The 21,206-nt window shown below is 66.5% G+C and carries 18 protein-coding genes and 1 pseudogene; 12 read left to right on the forward strand and 7 right to left on the reverse strand.

Features of this window, described 5'->3' with window-relative positions:
- Positions 1 to 4 precede the first annotated feature (4 nt).
- Entirely contained in the window at positions 5 to 475 is a 471-nt protein-coding gene (locus PJ259_RS19580) for a chemotaxis protein CheW (protein ID WP_059313560.1), read from the forward strand.
- On the opposite strand, the gene PJ259_RS19585 is transcribed toward PJ259_RS19580, so the two are convergent.
- The 3 genes from PJ259_RS19585 to PJ259_RS19595 all read right to left on the reverse strand — a co-directional run bounded on the left by PJ259_RS19585 (position 472) and on the right by PJ259_RS19595 (position 3,337).
- Positions 472 to 1,131, reverse strand: a complete 660-nt coding sequence (locus PJ259_RS19585) for an HAD-IA family hydrolase (RefSeq protein ID WP_271653878.1) — start codon at positions 1,129 to 1,131, stop codon at positions 472 to 474. The genes PJ259_RS19580 and PJ259_RS19585 overlap by 4 nt on opposite strands.
- 63 nt (positions 1,132 to 1,194) lie before the next feature.
- On the reverse strand, positions 1,195 to 1,923 hold the full coding sequence (locus PJ259_RS19590; RefSeq protein WP_271653879.1) for a 16S rRNA (uracil(1498)-N(3))-methyltransferase: 729 nt from the start codon (positions 1,921 to 1,923) through the stop codon (positions 1,195 to 1,197).
- A 13-nt stretch (positions 1,924 to 1,936) separates the two neighbouring features.
- Complete coding sequence (locus tag PJ259_RS19595) at positions 1,937 to 3,337, reverse strand: adenosylmethionine--8-amino-7-oxononanoate transaminase (protein ID WP_271653880.1); 1,401 nt, start codon at positions 3,335 to 3,337, stop codon at positions 1,937 to 1,939.
- Positions 3,338 to 3,511: 174 nt separating this feature from the next.
- Here PJ259_RS19595 and PJ259_RS19600 point away from each other — a divergent pair, with 174 nt between their 5' ends.
- From PJ259_RS19600 to PJ259_RS19630, 7 genes are all read left to right on the forward strand, one after another.
- Positions 3,512 to 5,089, forward strand: a complete 1,578-nt coding sequence (locus PJ259_RS19600; RefSeq protein WP_271653881.1) for a flavin monoamine oxidase family protein — start codon at positions 3,512 to 3,514, stop codon at positions 5,087 to 5,089.
- A gap of 173 nt (positions 5,090 to 5,262) precedes the next feature.
- The gene (locus PJ259_RS19605) at positions 5,263 to 5,817 is read left to right on the forward strand and encodes a cytochrome b (RefSeq protein ID WP_271653882.1); all 555 of its coding nucleotides are present in this window, start codon (positions 5,263 to 5,265) and stop codon (positions 5,815 to 5,817) included.
- Between the two features lie 34 nt (positions 5,818 to 5,851).
- Positions 5,852 to 6,430: a YceI family protein gene (locus PJ259_RS19610; RefSeq protein WP_059313566.1), complete on the forward strand. Its 579-nt coding sequence runs from the start codon at positions 5,852 to 5,854 to the stop codon at positions 6,428 to 6,430.
- 344 nt (positions 6,431 to 6,774) lie between these two features.
- On the forward strand, positions 6,775 to 7,968 hold the full coding sequence (locus PJ259_RS19615) for an efflux RND transporter periplasmic adaptor subunit (protein ID WP_271653883.1): 1,194 nt from the start codon (positions 6,775 to 6,777) through the stop codon (positions 7,966 to 7,968).
- Between the two features lie 12 nt (positions 7,969 to 7,980).
- Positions 7,981 to 11,118 carry an efflux RND transporter permease subunit gene (locus tag PJ259_RS19620; RefSeq protein ID WP_271653884.1) on the forward strand — a complete coding sequence of 1,046 codons (3,138 nt, stop codon included), beginning with the start codon at positions 7,981 to 7,983 and terminating at the stop codon, positions 11,116 to 11,118.
- A gap of 1 nt (position 11,119) precedes the next feature.
- Positions 11,120 to 12,622 carry an AdeC/AdeK/OprM family multidrug efflux complex outer membrane factor gene (gene adeC, locus PJ259_RS19625; RefSeq protein WP_059313569.1) on the forward strand — a complete coding sequence of 501 codons (1,503 nt, stop codon included), beginning with the start codon at positions 11,120 to 11,122 and terminating at the stop codon, positions 12,620 to 12,622.
- 119 nt (positions 12,623 to 12,741) lie between these two features.
- Positions 12,742 to 13,329: a YajG family lipoprotein gene (locus tag PJ259_RS19630; RefSeq protein ID WP_271653885.1), complete on the forward strand. Its 588-nt coding sequence runs from the start codon at positions 12,742 to 12,744 to the stop codon at positions 13,327 to 13,329.
- A gap of 60 nt (positions 13,330 to 13,389) precedes the next feature.
- On the opposite strand, the gene PJ259_RS19635 is transcribed toward PJ259_RS19630, so the two are convergent.
- The gene (locus PJ259_RS19635; protein WP_271653886.1) at positions 13,390 to 14,550 is read right to left on the reverse strand and encodes a 1-acyl-sn-glycerol-3-phosphate acyltransferase; all 1,161 of its coding nucleotides are present in this window, start codon (positions 14,548 to 14,550) and stop codon (positions 13,390 to 13,392) included.
- A 107-nt stretch (positions 14,551 to 14,657) separates the two neighbouring features.
- Here PJ259_RS19635 and PJ259_RS19640 point away from each other — a divergent pair, with 107 nt between their 5' ends.
- From PJ259_RS19640 to PJ259_RS19650, 3 genes are read left to right on the forward strand one after another with little or no spacing between them, the layout of a single operon-like run.
- A complete protein-coding gene (locus PJ259_RS19640; protein WP_017639858.1) occupies positions 14,658 to 14,840 on the forward strand; it encodes a CPXCG motif-containing cysteine-rich protein in 183 nt (60 codons plus the stop codon).
- Positions 14,840 to 15,100 carry a putative signal transducing protein gene (locus PJ259_RS19645; protein ID WP_017639857.1) on the forward strand — a complete coding sequence of 87 codons (261 nt, stop codon included), beginning with the start codon at positions 14,840 to 14,842 and terminating at the stop codon, positions 15,098 to 15,100. Before PJ259_RS19640 ends, PJ259_RS19645 begins: the two co-directional genes overlap by 1 nt.
- A 9-nt stretch (positions 15,101 to 15,109) precedes the next feature.
- Positions 15,110 to 15,727 carry an SOS response-associated peptidase gene (locus tag PJ259_RS19650; protein ID WP_271653887.1) on the forward strand — a complete coding sequence of 206 codons (618 nt, stop codon included), beginning with the start codon at positions 15,110 to 15,112 and terminating at the stop codon, positions 15,725 to 15,727.
- Here PJ259_RS19650 and PJ259_RS19655 read toward each other — a convergent pair whose 3' ends face one another.
- The 3 genes and pseudogenes from PJ259_RS19655 to PJ259_RS23030 all read right to left on the reverse strand — a co-directional run.
- Positions 15,728 to 17,854 (reverse strand): methyl-accepting chemotaxis protein, encoded by a 2,127-nt coding sequence (locus tag PJ259_RS19655; protein ID WP_271653888.1) that lies wholly within the window; start codon positions 17,852 to 17,854, stop codon positions 15,728 to 15,730. It lies immediately after the preceding gene.
- A gap of 176 nt (positions 17,855 to 18,030) precedes the next feature.
- A complete protein-coding gene (locus tag PJ259_RS23025; RefSeq protein WP_420480503.1) occupies positions 18,031 to 18,915 on the reverse strand; it encodes a methyl-accepting chemotaxis protein in 885 nt (294 codons plus the stop codon).
- Positions 18,889 to 20,160: pseudogene (locus PJ259_RS23030) on the reverse strand (HAMP domain-containing protein); the annotation flags it as partial. The gene PJ259_RS23025 and the pseudogene PJ259_RS23030, both read right to left, overlap by 27 nt.
- Before the next feature lie 141 nt (positions 20,161 to 20,301).
- Between PJ259_RS23030 and PJ259_RS19665 the strand changes: the two are divergent.
- The gene (locus PJ259_RS19665) at positions 20,302 to 21,123 is read left to right on the forward strand and encodes a M48 family metallopeptidase (RefSeq protein WP_271653890.1); all 822 of its coding nucleotides are present in this window, start codon (positions 20,302 to 20,304) and stop codon (positions 21,121 to 21,123) included.
- Positions 21,124 to 21,206 lie beyond the last annotated feature (83 nt).

A 21,206-nucleotide genomic window follows, 5' to 3' on the forward strand; every position in this document is an offset into this window, starting at 1 on the left:
CCCGATGTCGACCACCACACCCGGCGCCGAACACCTGACCGGTCTGCTGCTGACCCTGGCCGATCGCACCCTGCTGCTGCCCAATGCGGCGGTGGCCGAACTGGTGCCATGCCGCGAGATTCGCCCCTTGCCGGTTCAGCCGGAGTGGTGCCTGGGTCAGGTGGCCTGGCGTGATCTGCGTCTGCCGCTGATCAGCTTCGAGGCATTGTCCAGTGGCAGTGCCGCGCAATTCGATGGCGACCGCCACGCACGGGTAGCCATCCTCAACGCCCTGGGGGGGCGCGACCGGGTACGTTTCCTCGCCCTGCTGATTCGGAGCATTCCGCGCTCCCTGCGCATCACCCCGGAACTGGTCGCCGCCAAGGTGCCCCTGGCAGCCCTGGAGTTGGGCGCCGTGGCCTACGAAGGCGGCACGGCGCGTATCCCCGATCTGATCGGGGTGGAAGAGCGGCTGGCCGCTGCTGGCGTGTTCTAGTCCTGCCGGGTCAGGCGCATCCCGCCGTTTTCATCCGGGCTGACAGTGACTCTGCGGTAATCCGCCAGGGTCGGCAGGCCCAGCTCCAGTGGCTCGCGATGGGTGGCGGTGATGGCCACCGCATCGGCGCCGGCCGCCTTGGCGGCGGCGAAGCCGGCATGGGCATCCTCGAACACCAGGCAATCACCGATTTCCACCCCCAGCTTGCGCGCCCCGGCCAGGAAACAGTCGGGCGCCGGTTTGCCCTGGGTGACGTCTTCGGAACAGATCATCACCGGCGGCAGGGCCATGCCCGCGGCGGCGAGCCGGACTTCGGCCAGGCGGCGTGATGCCGAGGTGACCAGGGCCCAGCTGCCGGCTGGCAGGCTGGCAAGAAAGGCCGCGGCACCAGGGATTTCCTGGATGTCGGCGACATCGGCGATCTCCAGTTCGGTGATGGCGCGGGTCTCGGCCTCGATGTCGGCGCCGGCGGGCGCGAAGCGCTTCACCGTCTCCACCGCGCGCACGCCGTGCATGACTGCCAGGACGTCCGCCGGGTCGAGGCCGTGGCCGCGTGCCCAGGTGCTCCAGGCACGTTCGGCGGAGGCCACGCTGGTGAGCAGGGTGCCGTCCATGTCGAACAGGAAGGCGGCGTAGGGGCGAGAGGGCAGGGTCATCCAGGGCTCCAAGAACTATCCGTAGGAAAGGGGGCAGGCCGCCGCAGCGGCCCGTCAGGCCGGTCAGGGGGTTTGGAAATCACCCCAGAGTTGCTGGGCGACGCTCAGGGCCACCACCGGGGCGGTCTCGGTGCGCAGCACCCGCGGGCCCAGGCGCGCCGGCTGGAAACCGGCAGCGCGGGCGGCCGTGACTTCGGCATCGCTCAGGCCGCCTTCGGGGCCGATCAATAGCGCCAGACGGGCGGGGCGGGCATGGCTCTCCAGCGGCTCGGCCACCGGGTGCAAGACCAGCTTGAGATCGGCGTCCACCCCGGCCTGCCAGTCAGCCAGCAGTTGCGGCGGATGGATCAGGGGCACGCTGGAGCGACCACACTGTTCACAGGCGCTGATGGCCACCTGGCGCCAGTGCTGCAGGCGCTTGTCGGCGCGTTCGTCCTTGAGGCGCACCTCGCAGCGTTCGCTGACCAGCGGGGTGATCTCGGCCACGCCCAGTTCGGTGGCCTTCTGGATCGCCCAGTCCATGCGCTCGCCGCGGGACAGGCCCTGGCCGAGGTGGATCTGCAGGGGCGAATCCGGCTGGCCGGGCAGCGCTTCGGTGAGTTCGACGCTGAGGGTCTTCTTGCCCACCTCGACGACCTGGCCGAGGTACTCCTGGCCGCTGCCGTCGAACAGTTGCACGGCATCCCCCGGCGCCAGGCGCAGCACGCGGCCCAGGTAATGGGCCTGGGCCTCGGGCAGGTCCAGGCGGCCGAGGGCCAGGGGCAGGTCGAGGTGGCAGCGGGTGAGACGCATGGCGGACTCCAGATCAGCCGGGATCGCGGTGGTTGGGGTGCAGGTCGCTCAGGGCGACACTGACCGAGGTACGGGTGGCGAGGTCGATGCCCTGGGTCGCTACCTCGGCGAGGAAATCGATCTGCTCGGGGGTGATGACATAGGGCGGCAGGAAGTAGACCACGTTGCCCAGCGGCCGTAACAGGGCGCCACGGGAGAGGGCGTGCTGATAGACCGCAAGGCCGCGTCTTTCCTGCCAGGGGTAGGGCGTGCGGTGGGCCTTGTCGGCGGTCATCTCGATGGCCAGGGCCATGCCCGTCTGGCGCACTTCGCCAACGTGGGGATGATCGACCAGGTGCGCCGTGGCCTCGGCCATGCGCCGCGCCAGCGGCTTGTTGGCCTCGATGACGTCGTCCTGTTCGAAGATGTCCAGGGTCGCCAGGGCGGCGGCGCAGGCCAGCGGATTGCCGGTGTAGCTGTGCGAGTGCAGGAAGGCGCGCAGGGTGTGGTAGTCGTCGTAGAAGGCCTGGTAGACGGCGTCGGTGGTCAGGCAGGCGGCCAGCGGCAGGTAGCCGCCGGTGAGGGCCTTGGACAGGCAGAGGAAGTCCGGACGGATGCCAGCCTGTTCGCAGGCGAACATCGTACCGGTGCGGCCGAAGCCCACGGCGATCTCGTCATGGATCAGGTGCACGCCATAGCGGTCGCAGGCCTCGCGCAAGAGGCGCAGATAGACCGGGTGGTACATGCGCATGCCGGTGGCGCCCTGGATCAGCGGCTCGACGATGACCGCGGCGACACTGGCGTGGTGCTCGGCCAGGGTGCGCTCCATGTGCGCGAACATCTGCCGTGAATGCTCTTCCCAGCCCATGCCCTCGGGACGCAGGTAGCAGTCCGGGCTCGGCACCTTGAGGGTGTCGAGCAACAGGCCCTGGTAGGTCTCGGTGAACAGCGCCACGTCACCCACCGACATGGCTGCCACCGTCTCGCCGTGGTAGCTGTTGGTCAGGGTGACGAAGCGGCGCTTTTCCGGCTGCCCCACGTTGCGCCAGTAGTGATAGCTCATCTTCAGCGCCACCTCGATGCACGAGGAGCCGTTGTCGGCATAGAACACCCGGTCGAGACCGGCCGGGGTCAGGGCGACCAGGCGCTCGGACAGCTCGATCACCGGCTGATGGCTGAAGCCGGCGAGGATAACGTGCTCCAGCTGGTCGACCTGGGCCTTGATGCGGTCGTTGATGCGCGGATTGGCGTGGCCGAAGACGTTTACCCACCAGGAGCTGACGGCATCCAGGTAGCGGTTGCCGTCGAAGTCCTCCAGCCAGACACCTTCGCCGCGGCGGATCGGGATCACCGGCAGTTGCTCGTGATCCTTCATCTGGGTGCAGGGGTGCCAGAGCACCTCCAGGTCACGGCGCATCCAGTCGTGATTGGTCATTGGCGGTCTCCTGGCGGCGGGCCCGGCGATAAAAAGGGGGCGCAAGCCTAAGCCAGGGCGCGCGACGGGAGCAAGGCGCGGGCCGATTGCCGGTCGTGGCGGCAGCTAGTGGCCCCGTGGCCGCTGGCGTATGCTGCGCCACCGCTGTTCCCCGGTCCCAGGAGTCTAGAAAAGATGTCGTCGCGTTGGACAGGTTTTACCGTCTGCTTGGCAGCCGGCGTATTCGCTACCAGCCTGAGCGCAGGCGCCGCCGAGAAGGCGCATAAGGAGACGCACAAGGCGCCGGAAAAGGCCGCCGCTGCACCCGTCGCGCCCAGTGGTCCCTCGGTGATCGTGGTCGGCGCCGGCATGGCCGGGCTGGCCTCGGCCTATGAACTGCAGCAGGCGGGTTGGAACGTGACCCTGCTGGAAGCCGGCCCGCGGGTTGGCGGCCGCTCCGGTCTCGCCTCCAGCGAGTGGATCGGCGACACCAAGGCCCAGCCGCTGCTCAACCACTACCTGGATACCTTCAAGCTCAAGACCGTGGACGCGCCGTCCTTCGTGCGCACCCCGGGCTACCTGATCGAAGGCCAGTACTATTCCCAGGACGACCTGGCGCAGAAGATGCCGGCCGTGGCCGATGCCCTGAAGCGCGTCGACAAGTCCCTGGACGACCTGGCCGCCGCCATCAGCGATCCGCTGCAGCCGACCGCCACCCCGACCCTGCACGCCCTCGACCAGATCAACGCCGCCACCTGGCTGGACAAGCAGAACCTGCCGCCAGTGGCGCGCCAGCTGATCAACCAGCGCATCCGCGTCCGCTACGACGAGCCCTCGCGCCTGTCGCTGCTCTATCTGGCCCAGCAGACCCGCGTCTATCGCGGCGTCGACGACAAGGACCTGCGCGCCTCCCGTCTGCCCGGTGGCAGCGAGGTGCTGGCCCAGGCCTTCGTCAAGCAGATCAAGACGATCAAGACTGACAATAAGGTCTCCAGCATCGTCCAGGACAAGGACGGCGTCGTGGTCAAGGCTGGTACCACCGGCTACAAGGCCGACTACGTGGTGATGGCGGTGCCGCTGCGCGCCCTCGGCCAGGTGCAGATGACGCCGGCGCTGGATGCTACCCAGCAGGCGGCGATCAAGGGCACCACCTATGGCTGGCGCGACCAGATCCTGCTCAAGTTCAAGACCCCGGTGTGGGACAGCAAGTCGCGCATGAGCGGCGAAATCTACAGCGACCAGGGCCTGGGCATGCTGTGGGTGGAGCCGGACGTGAAGGGCGGCGCCAATGTGCTGGTCAACCTGGCCGGTGACAGCGCACGCCTGGTGCAGGCCTTTGGCGACAAGCAGATGGTCGACCAGGTGCTGATCCGCTTCCATGCCTTCTATCCCAAGGCGCGCGGAGCCTTTTCCGGCTACGAAGTCCGCCGCTACAGCCGCGATCCGGGCCTGGGTGGCGCCTATCTGGCCTATGGTCCGGGCCAGATCACCCGCTACTGGCGGCTGTGGGAAAAGCCGACCGGCCGGGTGATCTTCGCTGGCGAACACACCGATCCGCTGCATCCGGGCACCCTGGAAGGCGCCCTGGCCAGCGGTCAGCGCGCCGCCGGCCAGGTCCGCGACCTCAAGGCCGGCAAGGCCGTGGTGCCGGTCGTGGCCAGTGCCAAGACCGCCGCCCAACCGGCCGCTGCACCCAAGGCCGGCGACGCCGCGCCGGCCAAGGCCAGTGGCGAGCACGGCTTCTTCTGGAAGCTGTTCCACTGGTCGTTCTGATCGCGACCTGAGCCCGGACGCTGCCGCTGCGCAGCGTCTGGGCCGGACCGGACGAGGCGCTCGCGCGCCCTCCGATCCATCGAATCCTTCGATATTGATTCGACACTTTTTCCGCTTTCCATCGATACGTTTGCGGCTAGGCTTAGGCAAAGCTTTTTCAGGAGAGAAAAGCGATGCACTGGCGCAACGACGGCCTTCGCTACGGTCTGGTAAGTCTGGTTCTGCATTGGGTCATGGCCCTGGCGATCATCGCCATGTTCGCCTCCGGCCTGTGGATGCGGACCCTGGACTACTACGACACCTGGTACCACACCGCCCCCGAGCTGCATAAGAGCGCCGGCATCCTCTTGCTGATCGCCCTGGTGCTGCGCCTGCTCTGGCGCCTGGTCAGCCCGCCGCCGCCGGTGGAAGGCAGTCCCCTGGTGCGCCGCGCTGCGGGTGCCGGGCACTTCCTGCTCTATGGGCTGATGCTCACCGTGATGGTGGCCGGCTACCTGATTTCCACCGCCGATGGCGTGGCCATCGATGTCTTTGGCTGGTTCAAGGTCCCGGCGACCCTGAGCGGTCTGCCGGAGCAGGCCGACACCTCTGGCAAGATCCATCTCTGGTTCGCCTGGACGCTGATCGTCCTGGCCGGCCTGCACGTGGTGGCCGCGCTCAAGCACCACTTCGTCGACCGCGACGGCACCCTGGTCCGCATGATCGGCCGGGTCCATATCCCGCACTGATCGCCTTTCCCACCAACACATGGAGCTTCATCCAATGCTGAAGAAAACCGTTGCCGCCCTGGCCCTGGGTACCGCTCTGCTGGGCGCTGGCCAGGCCATGGCCGCCGATTACAAGATCGACAAGCAGGGCCAGCACGCCTTCATCCAGTTCCGTATCCAGCACCTGGGCTACAGCTGGCTGTACGGCACCTTCAAGGACTTCGACGGCAACTTCAGCTTCGATGCCAAGGATCCCTCCGCCGACAAGGTCAAGGTGACCATCAACACCGACAGCGTCGACACCAACCACGCCGAGCGTGACAAGCACCTGCGCAGCGCCGACTTCCTCAACGTCGCCGCCCATCCCCAGGCCAGCTTCGAATCCACCAAGGTCACCCCCACCGGCGACGGCACCGCCGACGTTACTGGCAACCTGACCCTGAACGGCGTGACCAAGCCGGTCACCATCAAGGCCCACTTCATGGGCGAGGGCAAGGACCCGTGGGGTGGCTACCGCGCCGGCTTCGAGGGCACCACCACCCTCAAGCTCAAGGATTTCAACATCCAGAAGGACCTTGGTCCCAAGTCCCAGGAAGTGGAATTCATGCTGTCCTTCGAAGGCGTGCGCCAGTAACGGGACGCCCTCAGGTTGTAACCAAAAATGCCGGATTCGTCCGGCATTTTTGTGGCTGGTCGTTTTTGGCGATGGAGTGGACGCCAGGGAAATTTCCCGGCAGAACTCGGCTCCTGCCTCATGGTCTGCTACCGAGGTCGTCGCACGGGCCCGGTTTTGTCAGCATGGCCTTTTTCACGAGCGTCGGAGCACCCGGCGAGATACCCGAGCATGGCACTTGGGTTATTTACAAACAGTCGTGAACGTAAGTATATTTGTCTGATAATAATTCCTATGCTCGAGCCGGTGCGGATCCACAAGGCGCGCTGCGCATGCTCATTTCCCAGCTTTCAAGGACTTTTGATATGCAGATCAAGCCGGCGCATGCCTTTTTCGCTCCCGCCCTGCTGGCCGTAGCCTTGGCCCTGGGTGCCTGCGGCAAGCAGGACAACAAGGACCAGCAGCAACAGCAGCAGAAGCCCGCGGAAGTCGGGGTGGTGACGATGGAACCTCGCACCGTGACCCTGACCGATGAACTTCCCGGGCGTACCGCCGCCTTCCGCATCGCCGAGGTCCGTCCCCAGGTGAGCGGCATCCTGCTCAAGCGCTATTTCACCGAAGGCGCCGACGTGAAGGCCGGCACCCAGCTCTATCAGATCGATCCGCGCACCTACGAGGCCAACGTCAATTCCGCCAAGGCCTCCCTGGCCCAGGCGCAGGCCACGCTCGCCTCCAACCGGCTCAAGGCCCAGCGCTATGGCGCCCTGGTCAAGGAGCAGGCGATCAGCAAGCAGGAAGCCGACGATGCGCTGTCCATGCAGCGGCAGAACGAAGCCCAGGTGGAATCGGCCAGGGCCGCCCTGCGCAACGCCGAGATCAACCTGGCCTACACCAAGGTCGCCGCGCCCATCTCCGGGCGCATCGGTCGCTCGATGATGACCGAAGGCGCCCTGGTCACCGCCGACCAGACCACCGCCCTGACCAGCATCACCCAGCTGGACCCCATCTATGTCGACGTGACCCAGTCCGCCACCGACCTCTTGCGCCTGCGTCGCGAGCTGGACAGCGGTCAGCTGCAGAAGGTGCAGGGCGAGAACGCCGCCGAGGTCAAGCTGATGCTGGAGGACGGTAGCGCCTATAGCCGTCCCGGCAAGCTCAAGTTCGCCGAGGTGTCGGTGGATCAGGGCACCGGCTCGGTGACCATCCGCGCCGAATTCCCCAACCCCGACAAGCTGCTGCTGCCCGGCATGTTCGTGCGTGCCCAGCTGCAGTCCGGAGTGCGCCAGAATGCCCTGCTGGTACCGCAACAGGGCGTGACCCGCAACCTCAAGGGCCAGCCCACCGCCATGGTGGTCAACGGCGAGGGCAAGGTCGAGCAACGGGTACTCAAGACCGAGCGTACCGTCGGTTCCGACTGGCTGGTCACCGATGGCCTCAAGGCCGGTGACAAGGTCATCACCGAGGGCCTGCAAAAGATCAAACCGGGTGCCACCGTCACCGCCAAGCCGGCGAGCAACATCGCCTCCGCCGAGCAGAAGCCGGCGGGTCAGGGTCAGTAAGGGGAGCGCCCGATGTCCAAGTTCTTCATCGACCGGCCCATTTTCGCCTGGGTAATCGCCCTGGTGATCATGCTCGCCGGCATCCTGTCGATCCTCAATCTGCCGATCAACCAGTACCCGAACATCGCCGCACCGGCGGTATCGATCCAGGTGTCCTATCCGGGCGCCTCGGCGCAGACAGTGCAGGACACCGTGGTCCAGGTCATCGAACAGCAGATGAACGGGATCGACAACCTCAGGTACATCTCCTCGGAGTCCAACTCCGACGGCAGCATGACCATCATCGTGACCTTCAACCAGGGCACCAACCCCGATATCGCGCAGGTCCAGGTGCAGAACAAGCTGCAGCTGGCGACGCCGCTCCTGCCGCAGGAAGTCCAGCAGCAGGGCATGCGCGTCGCCAAGTACCAGCGCAACTTCATGATGGTGGTGGGCCTGGTGTCCATGGATGGCTCCCTGACCAAGGAAGACCTGTCCAACTACATCGTCTCCAACATGCGTGATCCCATCGCCCGGACCACTGGTGTCGGTGACTTCCAGGTGTTTGGCGCCCAGTACGCCATGCGCATCTGGCTCGATCCGCAGAAGCTGGTGAAGTACCAGCTCACCCCGGTCGATGTCAGCGCCGCCATCCAGAGCCAGAACGTGCAGATCGCCTCCGGTCAGCTCGGTGGCCTGCCGGCGGTGCCGGGACAGCAGCTCAACGCCACCATCATCGGCAAGACCCGTCTGACCAGCGTCGAGGAATTCGGCAAGATCTTCCTCAAGGTGGACCAGAGCGGGGCCCAGGTCCGGCTACGCGACGTGGCGCGGGTGGAATTGGGCGGCGAGAACTATTCCATCGATGCCCAGTTCGACGGCAAGCCGGCGTCCGGCATGGCCCTGCGTCTGGCCACCGGGGCCAACGCCCTGGACACCGCCAAGGCGGTCCATGCCACTATCGACCGCCTCAAGCCGTTCATGCCCCCGGGCATGGAAGTGGTCTATCCCTATGACACCACCCCAGTGGTGACCGCCTCCATCCACGAGGTGGTCAAGACCCTGGGCGAGGCGATCCTGCTGGTGTTCCTGGTGATGTTCCTGTTCCTGCAGAACTTCCGGGCCACCCTGATTCCCACCATCGCCGTGCCCGTGGTCCTGTTGGGCACCTTCGCGGTGCTGCTGGCCGCCGGTTTCACCATCAACATCCTGACCATGTTCGGCATGGTGCTCGCCATCGGCTTGCTGGTGGACGACGCCATCGTGGTGGTGGAAAACGTCGAGCGGGTGATGGCCGAGGAGGGCCTTTCGCCCAAGGAGGCGACGCGCAAGTCCATGGGCCAGATCCAGGGCGCCCTGGTGGGTATCGCCATGGTGCTGTCGGCGGTGTTCGTGCCCATGGCCTTCTTTGGTGGCTCCACCGGGGTGATCTATCGCCAGTTCTCCATCACCATCGTCTCCTCGATGGTGCTGTCGGTGCTGGTGGCCCTGATCCTGACGCCGGCGCTGTGCGCCACCATGCTCAAGCCGGTCAAGCAGGGGCACCACGAGAAGCGCGGTTTCTTCGGCTGGTTCAACCGCAAGTTCGAAAACGGTCAGCACCGTTACGAGCGCAGCGTGGCCGCCGTGATCCGCCACAAGGTGCCCTTCCTGCTGCTCTATGTGCTGATCGTCGGCGTCATGGTGTTCCTGTTCACCCGTATCCAGTCGTCCTTCCTGCCGGAAGAGGACCAGGGCGTGATCTTCGCCCAGGTCACCACGCCGCCGGGCTCCACTGCCGAGCGGACGCAGAAGGTGCTCGACACCATGCGCGAGATGATGATGAAGAACGACTCGAGCGCGGTCAGCTCGATGTTCACCGTCAACGGCTTCAACTTCGCCGGTCGCGGCCAGAGTTCGGGCCTGGCGTTCATCCAGCTCAAGCCCTGGGAAGAGCGCCCGGATGCGCGCGACGGTGCCAGCGCCGTGGCCGGTCGGGCCATGGGCTACCTGTCGGGCATCAAGGACGCCATCGTCTACGCCATCGTGCCGCCGGCGGTACTGGAGCTGGGTAACGCTACCGGCTTCGACTTCTATCTGCAGGACCAGGGCGGCATCGGTCACGAGGCGCTCATGGCCGCCCGTAACCAGCTGCTCGGCATGGCCGCGCAGAATTCCAAGCTGATGCAGACCCGTCCCAACGGCCTCAACGACGAGCCGCAATTCAAGCTCATCGTCGACGACGAGAAGGTGCGTGCCCTGGGCCTGTCGCAGAGCGACGTGAACCAGACCCTGTCCATCGGCTGGGCCTCCAGCTACGTCAACGACTTCATCGACCGCGGTCGGGTGAAGAAGGTGTACCTGCAGGGCGAAGCCAGCGCGCGGATGAACCCCGAGGACTTCAACAAGTGGTACGTGCGCAACGGCTCAGGTGAGATGGTGCCGGTGTCGGCCTTCGCCCGCGGCGAATGGATCTACGGGTCGCCCAAGCTGGAGCGCTACAACGGCATCTCCTCGCTGGAGATCCTCGGTTCCGCCGCGCCTGGCTACAGCACCGGTGACGCCATGGCCGAGATCGAGCGCATGGCCAAGGACCTGCCGCAGGGCGTGGGCATCGCCTGGACCGGTCTGTCCTACGAGGAACGGCTGTCCGGCTCCCAGGCGCCGGCGCTCTATGCGCTGTCGCTGCTGGTGGTGTTCCTCTGCCTGGCGGCGCTGTACGAGAGCTGGTCGATCCCGATCGCGGTCATCCTGGTGGTGCCGCTGGGGGTGGTGGGGGCCTTGCTGGCCACCTACTTCCGTGGCCTGGCCAACGACGTCTTCTTCCAGGTCGGTCTGTTGACGACCATTGGCCTGGCGGCGAAGAACGCCATCCTGATCGTGGAATTCGCCAAGGAGCTGCACGAGGGCGGCAAGAACATCGTCGATGCGGCGGTGGAAGCCTCGCGCATGCGCCTGCGGCCCATCATCATGACCTCCATGGCCTTCATCCTGGGCGTGGTGCCCCTGGCGATCTCCTCGGGCGCCAGCTCCGGCAGCCAGCACGCGGTCGGTACCGGCGTGATCGGCGGCATGCTCACAGCCACGGTCCTGGCAATCTTCTGGATTCCCATGTTCTACGTGGTGGTCAGCAGCCTGTTCAAGGACAAGGCCAGCAAGGACCAGGAAGCCCATGGCAAGGAAGGACACTGATATGAAGAAGTCTGTCTTGGCGGTGGTCGTGGGCATGCTGGCCGTCTCCGGCTGCAGCCTGATCCCCGATTACCAGCGGCCCAATGCACCGGTGGAGAATGCCTGGCCCCACGGCCAGGCCTACGATGCCCTCACGGTCAATCGCGACCAGCAGGCGGCGGACATCGGCTGGCGCGATTTCTATCGCGACCCGGCGCTGCAACGGCTGATCCAGCTGTCGCTGGACAACAACCGCGACCTGCGCCAGGCCGCTCTGAACGTGCGGCTTTACCAGGCGCAGTACCGCGTGCAGCGCGCCGAGCTGTTTCCCGATATCGGCGTCAGCGGCACCGGTACCCGTTCCCGTCAGCCGGAAGACCTGAGCCAGGTCTCCGCCATCCGCGAACTGCTCGCCGGCAACAGTGCCAACGGCGCGGGCGGCGGAGGGGGTGGCAGCATCAGCAGCCAGTACAGCGTGACCCTGGGCTTCACCTCCTATGAGCTGGACCTGTTCGGCCGCCTGCGCAGCCTCAGCGAGCAGGCGCTGCTCAACTACTTCGCCACCAGCGAAGGGCGCCGCAGCACCCAGATCTCGCTGGTGTCCGAAGTGGCCAATGCCTACTACGCCTGGCTCACCGACCAGCGCATGCTGCAGGTGACCCGCGAGACCCTTGCCGCCTACCAGCGCTCCTACGACCTGACCCGGCAGACCGTCGAGAACGGCGTGGCCAGCGGCCTGGACTTGCGTCAGGCGCGTACCGCCCTGGAAGGGGCACGGGCGAATCTGGCGCAGTACACCCGCCAGGTGGCCCAGGATCGCAACGCCCTGACCCTGCTGCTGGGCACCTCGATCCCGGCGGACCTGCCACAAGGCAAGGGCCTGGATGGCAAGGACCTGCTCGCCGACCTGCCGGCCAACCTGCCGTCGGATCTCTTGCAGAAGCGTCCGGACATCCTCCAGTCCGAGCTGCAGCTGCGCGCCGCCAACGCCAATATCGGCGCGGCCCGGGCGGCCTTCTTCCCGCGCATCAGCCTGACCGCCCAGGGCGGCACGGCCAGCCGGGATCTCAATGGCCTGTTCGACGCCGGCTCTGGCTACTGGACCTTCTCGCCGAGCATCAACATCCCGATCTTTACCGCCGGCAGCCTCAAGGCCAGCCTGGATGCGGCCAAGATCCAGAAGGACATCAACGTCGCCACCTACGAGAAGGCGATCCAGACCGCCTTCCGCGAAGTGGCCGATGCCCTGGCGGCGAAGGGCACCTACGACGACCAGCTGCAGGCCCAGCAGGACCTGGTGCAGGCCAGCCAGGAGTACTACGACCTGGCCAACCTGCGCTATCGGCAGGGCATCGACAACTACCTCACGGTACTCGACGCCCAGCGCTCGCTGTACAGCGCTCAGCAGCAGTTGATCACCGACCGACTCAACCAGCTCAACAGCGAGGTCACCCTGTACAAGGCCCTCGGCGGTGGCTGGCTGGAACGCAGCCAGACCCGGCCGCCGCTGGCGACCAAGCCATAACACCTGGTCTGAGCGACGCCGGCCTCGTGCCGGCGTTTCTTTGTCCGGAGGCCCGGTCTATCGACGCCGGTGAGGGGCTGGGTATACTGCCCCCTGTCCCTTTCTTCCGGAGTCTCTGCATGCGCTATCGCCTGTTGCTCGGCCTGCTCGCCGCCACTGGTCTGACCCTGGTCGGTTGTGCCAGCAGCCCCCAGCAATTGAGTCCGCAACCCCAGATCACCGCGCCCATCGCCCCGGTCGGCCAGGGCCAGCCGGTCTCGGTCCGGGTGGTCGACGGGCGTTCCTCCTTCACCCTGGGCACCCGCGGCGGTCTCTATCCCGACACCAGTGTGGTGGTAGTACAGACCCAGGACGTGATTCCCAAGCTGCAGGCGGAAGCCGAGAAGGCCGTGCGCCAGATGGGCTTCACCCCATCACCCAATGCCGGCCCGGGCGCGCCCCAGCTGACCCTGACCCTGGCCGAGCTGAACTATCAGTCGCCCAAGGAGCTGTACGTCACCGCGTCCGACGTCGCCGCGGCCTTCCAGGTCGAGGTGCGCAACAGCCAGCGCGGCTACAAGGGCCGCTATGGTGCCAGTCTCAACCAGCGCTTTGGCATGGCCCCCAATGCCGAAGCCAACACCAAGCTGGTCAGCGATGTCCTGAGCGATGCCCTGACCCGGGTGTTCAAGGACCCGACCGTGGTACAGGTGCTCAGCGGCCACTGAGCCGCGACCGCTCATGAAAAAGCCCGGCTCGTGCCGGGCTTTTTCATGAGCGCGCGTGGGCTATTCCAGACCGGCCAGGACGCGGTACTTGTTCAGCACCGGCTGGGCGTACTGGCGCACCAGCTGGGCGCGGTGGTCCGCCGGGCATTCGGCCAGGCGTCTTTCCCACTCGGCACGGGCGACCTCGATCTCCTCGGCCGGAAACAGGGCGTCCACGGCGGGTACGGCCAGCTCCGCATCGCGGCCATCCCAGGCGGCATAGGCCAGATAGCTGGCAGGGAACAGCCGGTAGTTGCCGAGGATCTGCCGATCCATCTCCTGGGCCAGCGCCTTGGCATCCTCGAACTCGCCACTGACCGGCTCGCCGAAGGCAACGTGCACCCGCCCCTTGTAGCCGGTGATGCCCAGCGCGATGCTGACGTCATCCTCGCCCGGCGCCTTGGTATAGCTGCCGGTGGTGGCGCGGATGTGCAGTTCGCGGGCCTTGGCCTGGTCGCAGGGATCGAATTCGTAGCTGATGGATACCGGCACGATGTTGAGCGCCTTGACCAGCTCGGCGAAGGGCTCGTCCTTGCAGCTCATGTGGAACATCTTGAGGATGGCCGAATCGGTGCGGTCGTCGCCGTCCTTGGCCCGGCCCTCGGCCTGGGCGATCCAGATGGACTGGCCGTCCTGGCGGATCGAATGATTGATGTAGGCGGACAGGTTCTGGTACGCCGCCAGCTTTTCGCGCCGGCTGCTGATGGAGCGGTGCACGATGAAGCTCTTGTTCAGCCGCATCAGGTCGCTGACGAAGGGCTTCTGCAGGAGGTTGTCGCCGATGGCGATGCGCGGCGTTGGCAGGCCGGCGTGGTAGACGGCATAGTTGACGAAGGCCGGGTCCATCACGATGTCGCGGTGGTTGGCCAGGAACAGATAGGCGCGGCCGCTGCGCAGCTGGTCGATGCCCGAGTAGGTGACGCCGTCCGAGGCCTTCTCGATGGCGCGATCCACATAGGGTTCGAGCTTGTCCTGCAGCGCCGCGACGCTCTGGATACCACTCAGTTCCTGGCGCAGGCGCGTGCGCAGCAGGGGGCGCACTACCCAGCCGAGTCCCTTGGACAGGCGCGGGAACCGGTAGCCGGCAAGGATGCCGATGAAGTGGTCGTCGTCGATCAGGCGGGCCAGAACCCCGGGGACTTCCGCGTCGTTATAGGGTCGAATGGCTTCGAACTCGCCCATGGTGTTCTCTTGTAGAAATTCCGGCGGCCATAGTAGTGGGCGTGGCGCCAGATGCAAGCGCCAGGGGCCGGATGGGCGGCAGGTTGGCGGTCAAGGAGTACAGGCAGATGCTGGAAAGCCAGGAATACGATTGCCCTTATTGCGGCGAACCGGGCGAGGTGGTGCTCGACCTCAGCGGCGGTGATCAGGACTACTACGAAGACTGCGAAGTCTGCTGCCGACCGATCCGCTTCGGGCTGCACACCGACGGCGAGGACTGGAATCTCGAGGTTCGGCGGGAGGATGACTGATGCGCCGCATCTATGAGCCGGGGTCGCTGCACGAGGGCGAACTGCTCCTGGCCGTGCTCGCCAGCGAGGGCATCAGTGGTTTCCTCGCCGGTCGCCATCTGCTCGGAGGCATCGGTGACCTGCCGGCGGTGGGGCTGCTCGGTCTGCTGGTCGAGGACGAGGAAGCCCAGCGCGCGCAGGCACTGATCGCCGCGTACAATGCCGCCACGCCCCTGCCGGGAGAGGATCCCTCCCCCGAGCAGGGCATCCTCATCTGTTGAAAGGTTTTCATGTCCGGACGCTACGCCCTGTTCCGCTGGCCCACCGAATTCGCCGCGCTGCCGGGGTTGCCTGAACGGCATCCGCCGCGCTGGAACATCTCCCCCCATCAGCAGGTGCTGCTGCAGCGGCGCACGGAGGAGGGCGAGCGTCTCGACAGTGGCCGCTGGGGACTGACGCCCCCCTGGCTTACCGATCTTTCCCGCACCCCTACCCATGCCCGTGCTGAAAGCCTGGCTACCCAGCCGATGTTTCGCGAGGCCTTTCGCCTGCGGCGCTGCCTGCTGCCGGCCAATGGCTTCTATGAATGGCGTGGCAACCACCGCAAGCGACCCTACTGGATGCTTAATGGCGAGCCCCTGGCCTGGTTCGCCGCGCTCTGGGAGGCCTATCCGGCCGGCGATCAGCTCTGGCTGTCGGTGGCCATGGTCACCCAGGCGGCCGGCCCGCTGCGCCGCCCCATTCTGCTCGACGAGGCGGGCCGTGCCCTCTGGCAGGATCCGGAGAGTTCTCCCGAGGCCCTGCAGGAAGTGCTGGCGACCGGCGGCATGCCGCTGCGCGAGCGGGTGCTGGCGGACATCGTCAACCGGCCCGAGGTGGATGGACCGGAGTGTTTGACGCCGTTGTAGTCAGACCTTGAAGCGCGCCGCCAACTGGTGCTGCCGCTCGGCCAGTTCGCTCAGATGACCGCCGGCACGTGAAGCCTGATCCGCCTGGTCGTGTACGCCATTGGCCGCCTGGCCGATGTTGACCACGTTGCGGTTGATGTCCTCGGCCACGGCGCTCTGTTCCTCGGCCGCGCTGGCGATCTGCAGATTCATCTCGGTGATCTCGCCGACAGCCGCGAGAATGACCTCCAGAGCCCGGCTGGCGGCCTGGGTCTGTTCCACCTGATTGTCGGTCTGGGCATGACTGTCCTGCATCAGCGCCACGGCGTCGCGGGTGCCGCTCTGCAAGCGCTGGATCATGCTCTGAATCTCGCCAGTGGCGATTTGGGTCTTTTGCGCCAGGGTGCGCACCTCGTCGGCCACCACGGCGAAGCCGCGGCCCTGCTCGCCAGCCCGGGCCGCCTCGATGGCCGCGTTGAGCGCCAGCAGGTTGGTCTGTTCGGCGATACCGTTGATGGTGGTGAGGATGGACCCGATGTTCTCGCTGTCGTCCGCTACCAGGCGTACCTGAGTCACGGCACGCTCGATTTCCTCGGCCAGCCTGGTGCAGTCACGAACGTTCTGCTGGACCACGCGCTGGCCTTCGCCGACCGCCTTGTCGGCCTGGGTGGCGGCCTGAGCGGCGCGGCCGGCATTGCTGGCGACGTCCTGGGCGGTAGCCGTCATCTCCTGCATGGCGGTGGCCACCTGATCGATTTCCTGCAGCTGACGCTGGACGCCGTCGCGGGTGCGCTGGGCGATGTCGGTGGTCTGGCTGGCAGCCGCGTTCACGTCGCCAACCGAGTGCACCAGCTGACCGATAAGGTGCTGCAGGGAGCCGAGGAAGGCATTGAAGCCAGTCGCGATGGCGCCAAGTTCGTCCCGGCGATTGACCGTCAGCCGCTGGGTCAGGTCCCCATCGCCCTTGGCGATGTCGTCGAGCATGGCCACCATCTGCCGCAGGGGTCGGGCGATACGCAGGCTGATGAGCCAGAGCAGCAGCAGGCCGCCGCCGGCTACCAGCAGGCCCACCAGCAGCATGCCGATCATGTCGGTGCGGCGTTGCTCGCCGAGGGCCTGTTGCAGGAGCTGCAGGTCGCTGAGCACCGCGGCACGGGGCAGCTGCAGGATCAGTGTCCAGGTGGTGGCATCGCTGCCCAGGCGCAGGGGTAGGTACACCTGGTAGAGGTCGTGCTGGCTGTCGAAGCGGCGGGTCACGCCGTCGCCGAGTTGCGCCAGGCCCTGGGCGGCGTCGCCGAGAATCTGTGTAGCCGGCTCGCCAAGTGCCTTGGGATCCCGGGTATAGGCCACCAGGGTGCCGCGGTTGGCGACCAGTGCCATGCTGCCGGCGCCGTCGTAGAGTCCGGCATTGGCCTGCTTGAGCTGTTCCTGGATGAAGGCCAGGGACAGATCGGCGCCGACCACGCCCTTGAAAGCGCCCTTGACCAGGATGGGCACATTGAAGGAGGACATCAGGATCTTCTGCCCATTCATCTCGTAGGGTGCCGGGTCGACGATGCAGGGTTTGAGACGCTGCCGCGGGCAGAGATAGTACTCACCCTCGCGGACCCCGGTAGGCAGGATGGTCTGGCTCTCCATGGTCGGTCCCAACGGTTCCACCTTCAGCCCGCCCTCGGGCGTGCGATACCACCAGGGCATGAAGCGACCCGTGGCGTCATAGCCGGCTTCGCTGCGTCCGACGTACTGGGCATCCGCGCCGTCGAAGGCATTGGGCTCCCAGCCCGCATAGACATCGAGCAGTTCGGGATTGTCGAGCAGGGTTTCCTGAAGCAGGTTGGAGAGGCCGTCGCGGTCGATCTTCAGGTGTCGTTCAGCACTGCTGTCGGCCTGGGCATTGAGCTGGGCGATGCCGCGGGCGACGGTGAGCGGCAGGTCCAGCTTCTGCATCAGGTTGCCGGCGATCGCCTGGGCCTGGGCGTCCAGTCGGGCCTGGGCGGCACGTTCGGCAAGCTGGGCGGTATGGGTGTCGACCAGGCTCTGGGTACGCATGCCGGCAAAGAGCACATAACCGACGAGCGCCATGACGACGGCCAGGATGCAGCTCCCCGAGAGCAGCGTGATGGTCGTACGAACTGAGCGGAAAGACATCGAGAGCACTCCAGTGCTTGGGTGGCGCCAGGCTATCGGCAGTGCACCGCTCCCCCTTTAGGGTTTTGGCCGGGTAGCCCTGCCGACGAACGCCAAGGTGTCGAGGGGGCCGGGTGGTGACCCGGCCTTGACCCCAGCCCTCGCCCAAGGGGAGAGGGGGCGCGAGGGTCGCGCTGCTAGACGCGGAAACGTCCCGCCAGCTGGCGTTGCTGCTCGGCCAGCTCGCGCAGCTGCTGGCCGGCACGCGAGGCGCTGTCGGCTTCGCCGTGAACCGCCTGGGCGCTCTGGCCGATGTTGACCACGTTGCGATTGATGTCTTCGGCCACCGCGCTTTGCTCTTCCGCCGCGCTGGCGATCTGCAGGTTCATGGTGGTGATTTCGCTCACGGCCGCCAGGATGGTGTCCAGGGCGCGACGGGTGGCCTCGGTCTGGGCGACCTGCGTGCTGGTCTGGGCGCCGCTGCTCTGCATCACCGTCACCGCCTCGCGGGTGCCCTGCTGCAGACGCTGGATCATCGCCTGGATCTCGCCAGTGGCGACCTGGGTCTTCTGTGCCAGGTTGCGCACCTCGTCGGCCACCACCGCGAAGCCACGGCCCTGTTCGCCGGCCCGCGCCGCCTCGATGGCGGCGTTGAGCGCCAGCAGATTGGTCTGCTCGGCGATGCCGTTGATGGTGGTGAGGATGGAGCCGATGTTCTCGCTGTCCTCGGCGACCCGGCGGACCTGGTCCACCGCGCGTTCGATCTCCTGGGCGAGGGCGGTGCTGCTGGCGACGTTCTGCTGCACCAGCCGCTGACCTTCGTTGACCGCGCCGTCCGCCTCGGTGGCGGCGCGCGCTGCGCGGCCGGCATTACCTGCCACGTCCTGCGCGGTAGCGGTCATCTCCTGCATGGCGGTCGCCAGCTGGTCGATCTCCTGCAACTGCCGCTCCACGCCGTCGCGGGTGCGCTGGGCGATATGGGAGGTGTGGTCGGCCGCCGTGGCCACTTCGCCCACCGAGCGGACCAGCTGGCCGATGAGGTTCTGCAGCGACGCCAGGAAGCTGTTGAAGCCGCCGGCCATGGCCCCGACCTCGTCACGGCGATCAGTGGCGAGGCGCTGCGTCAGGTCGCCATCGCCCTGGCCGATGGCGTCGAGCATGGCGACCATCTGCCGCAGCGGACGGGCAATGCGCAGGCTGATCAACCAGAGCACCAACAGGCCGGCGCCGGCGACCGCCAGGCCCACCAGCAGCATGCCGATCACGTCCTGGTGTCTCTGCGTGCCCAGGGTTTCCTTGAGGCTGTAGAGATCGGCCAGCACCGCTTCGCGGGGCAGCTCGATGATCAGTGTCCAGACCTGACGGTCGTCGCCGGTGAAGCGCAGCGGCAGATAGACCTGGTAGCGCTCGCTTTTGGCATCAAAACGGCGCGTGACGCCCTCGCCAAGGTCCTTGAGACCGGCCAGGGTTGCGCCCAGCACCGGTTCGGCCGGCTTGCCCAGCTGGGCGGCGTCGGCAGTGTAGGCGACCAGGGTGCCCTTGCCGGCCACCAGGGCCATGCGCCCCACGCCGCCATAGAGACGGCCATTGGCCTTGACCAGCTGGCGCTGGATGAAGTCCAGTGGCACGTCGGCGCCGACCACGCCCTTGAAGGCGCCACCGACCAGGATGGGTACGTTGAAGGAGGCGATCAGCACCTGTTGTTCGTTGACGGTATCGGGCATGGGGTCGAGCACGCAGGTGGTACGGGACTCCCGCGGGCAGAGGTAGTACTCGCCTTCGCGCACGCCCGACGGCAGCCGGGTCTGGCTTTCCACGGTCGGGCCGATCGGCTCCACCGTCACGTCGCCATCGAGGGTCTTGTGCCACCAGGGGGTGAAGCGGCCCTGCTCATCGTAACCGGCCGCGGCGTCGCCGCGATGGCGCTCGTCCTGGCCATCGATGGCATTAGGCTCCCAGACGGTATAGAGGCTGAGCAGGCCGGGCTGGCGTTTGAGGGTCTGGCCCAGCAGCCGGACCAGACTCTGGCGATCCAGGTCGACCTGTTGGTCGCCACCGCTGCCCATGGCCACGTTGAGCTGCGCCAGCTGGTTGGCGAGTTGTAGGGGGACGTCCAGCTGGCGCTGCAGCTGGTTGCCCACGGCTTCGGCTTCCGCGGTCAGTTGGGCCTCCGCGGCAGTGGCGGCCAGGGCCTCGGTATGGGTATCGACCAGCGTGCGGGTCCGCTGACCGGCGAGCAGGGTATAGGCGATCAGGGCGATCACCACCACCAGGATGCAGGCGCCGGCCAGCAGGGTGATGGAGGTGCGGATGGATCTGGAACTCATCGGGGACTCCGGAGGGCATTCAATGCCGTGGCTATCGGCGGCGCTGACGATCCATTGAGGCCTCCGGTCGCCTGCGCACGAACGTTGCCGCGCGTGACGCCCCTCTCTATGCTGTATCCGCCTCGATACCTGGAGATTCCCATGCGCCGTGTTCTTCCCCTCGCGGGCCTGTCCTTGAGCCTGCTACTGGTCGCCTGCCAGACCGTCAACACCACCTCGGGTGGCGCGGTCGGGGTGCAGCGCAAGCAGTACATGTTCAGCATGCTGTCCGAGCAGCAGGTCAACCAGATGTACGCCCAGTCCTATGCCAAGACGGTCAGCGAAGCCAAGTCCGCCGGCAAGCTGGCCAATGACAGCGCCGACGGCAAGCGCGTCGCGGCCATCGCCAAGCGCCTGATCCCGCAGACCACGGCCTTCCGCCCGGACGCGGTGAACTGGGACTGGCAGGTCAACCTGGTGCAGAGCGACGAGCTCAACGCCAACTGCGGCCCGGGCGGCAAGATCTTCGTCTACAGCGGCCTCATCGATCAGCTCAAGCTGACCGACGACGAACTGGCGGCGGTGATGGGCCACGAGATCGCCCACGCCCTGCGCGAGCACAGCCGTGAGCAGATGTCGCGGGCCTATGCCATCCAGATGGGCGAGAACCTCGGCGGCGCCCTGCTGGGTGTCGGCCAGGGCGGCATGCAACTGGCCGACCAGGTGTCCCAGGTGGCCCTGACCCTGCCGTTCAGCCGTGGCAACGAGAACGAGGCCGACCTCATTGGCCTGGAGCTCTCGGCCCGCGCCGGCTACAACCCCAACGCCGCCATCACCCTCTGGCAGAAGATGGCCCAGGCCAGCCAGGGCAAGCAGCCGGCGGAATTCCTCAGCACCCACCCGTCCGACGCCAACCGCACCAAGGCGTTGCAGGCGGCGATTCCCAAGGTGATGCCGTTGTATGAGGCAGCGAAGAAGGGGTGAGGTTTTGGCTAGGGGTGGCGGTTTCCCTCACCCCAACCCTCTCCCAAGGGGAGAGGGTACTGGTTGGGTACTACGGGGGTAAC

This window comes from Pseudomonas sp. JBR1 (assembly GCF_028198185.1).
GTDB classification, from domain to species: Bacteria; Pseudomonadota; Gammaproteobacteria; order Pseudomonadales; family Pseudomonadaceae; genus Chryseomonas; species Chryseomonas oryzihabitans_E.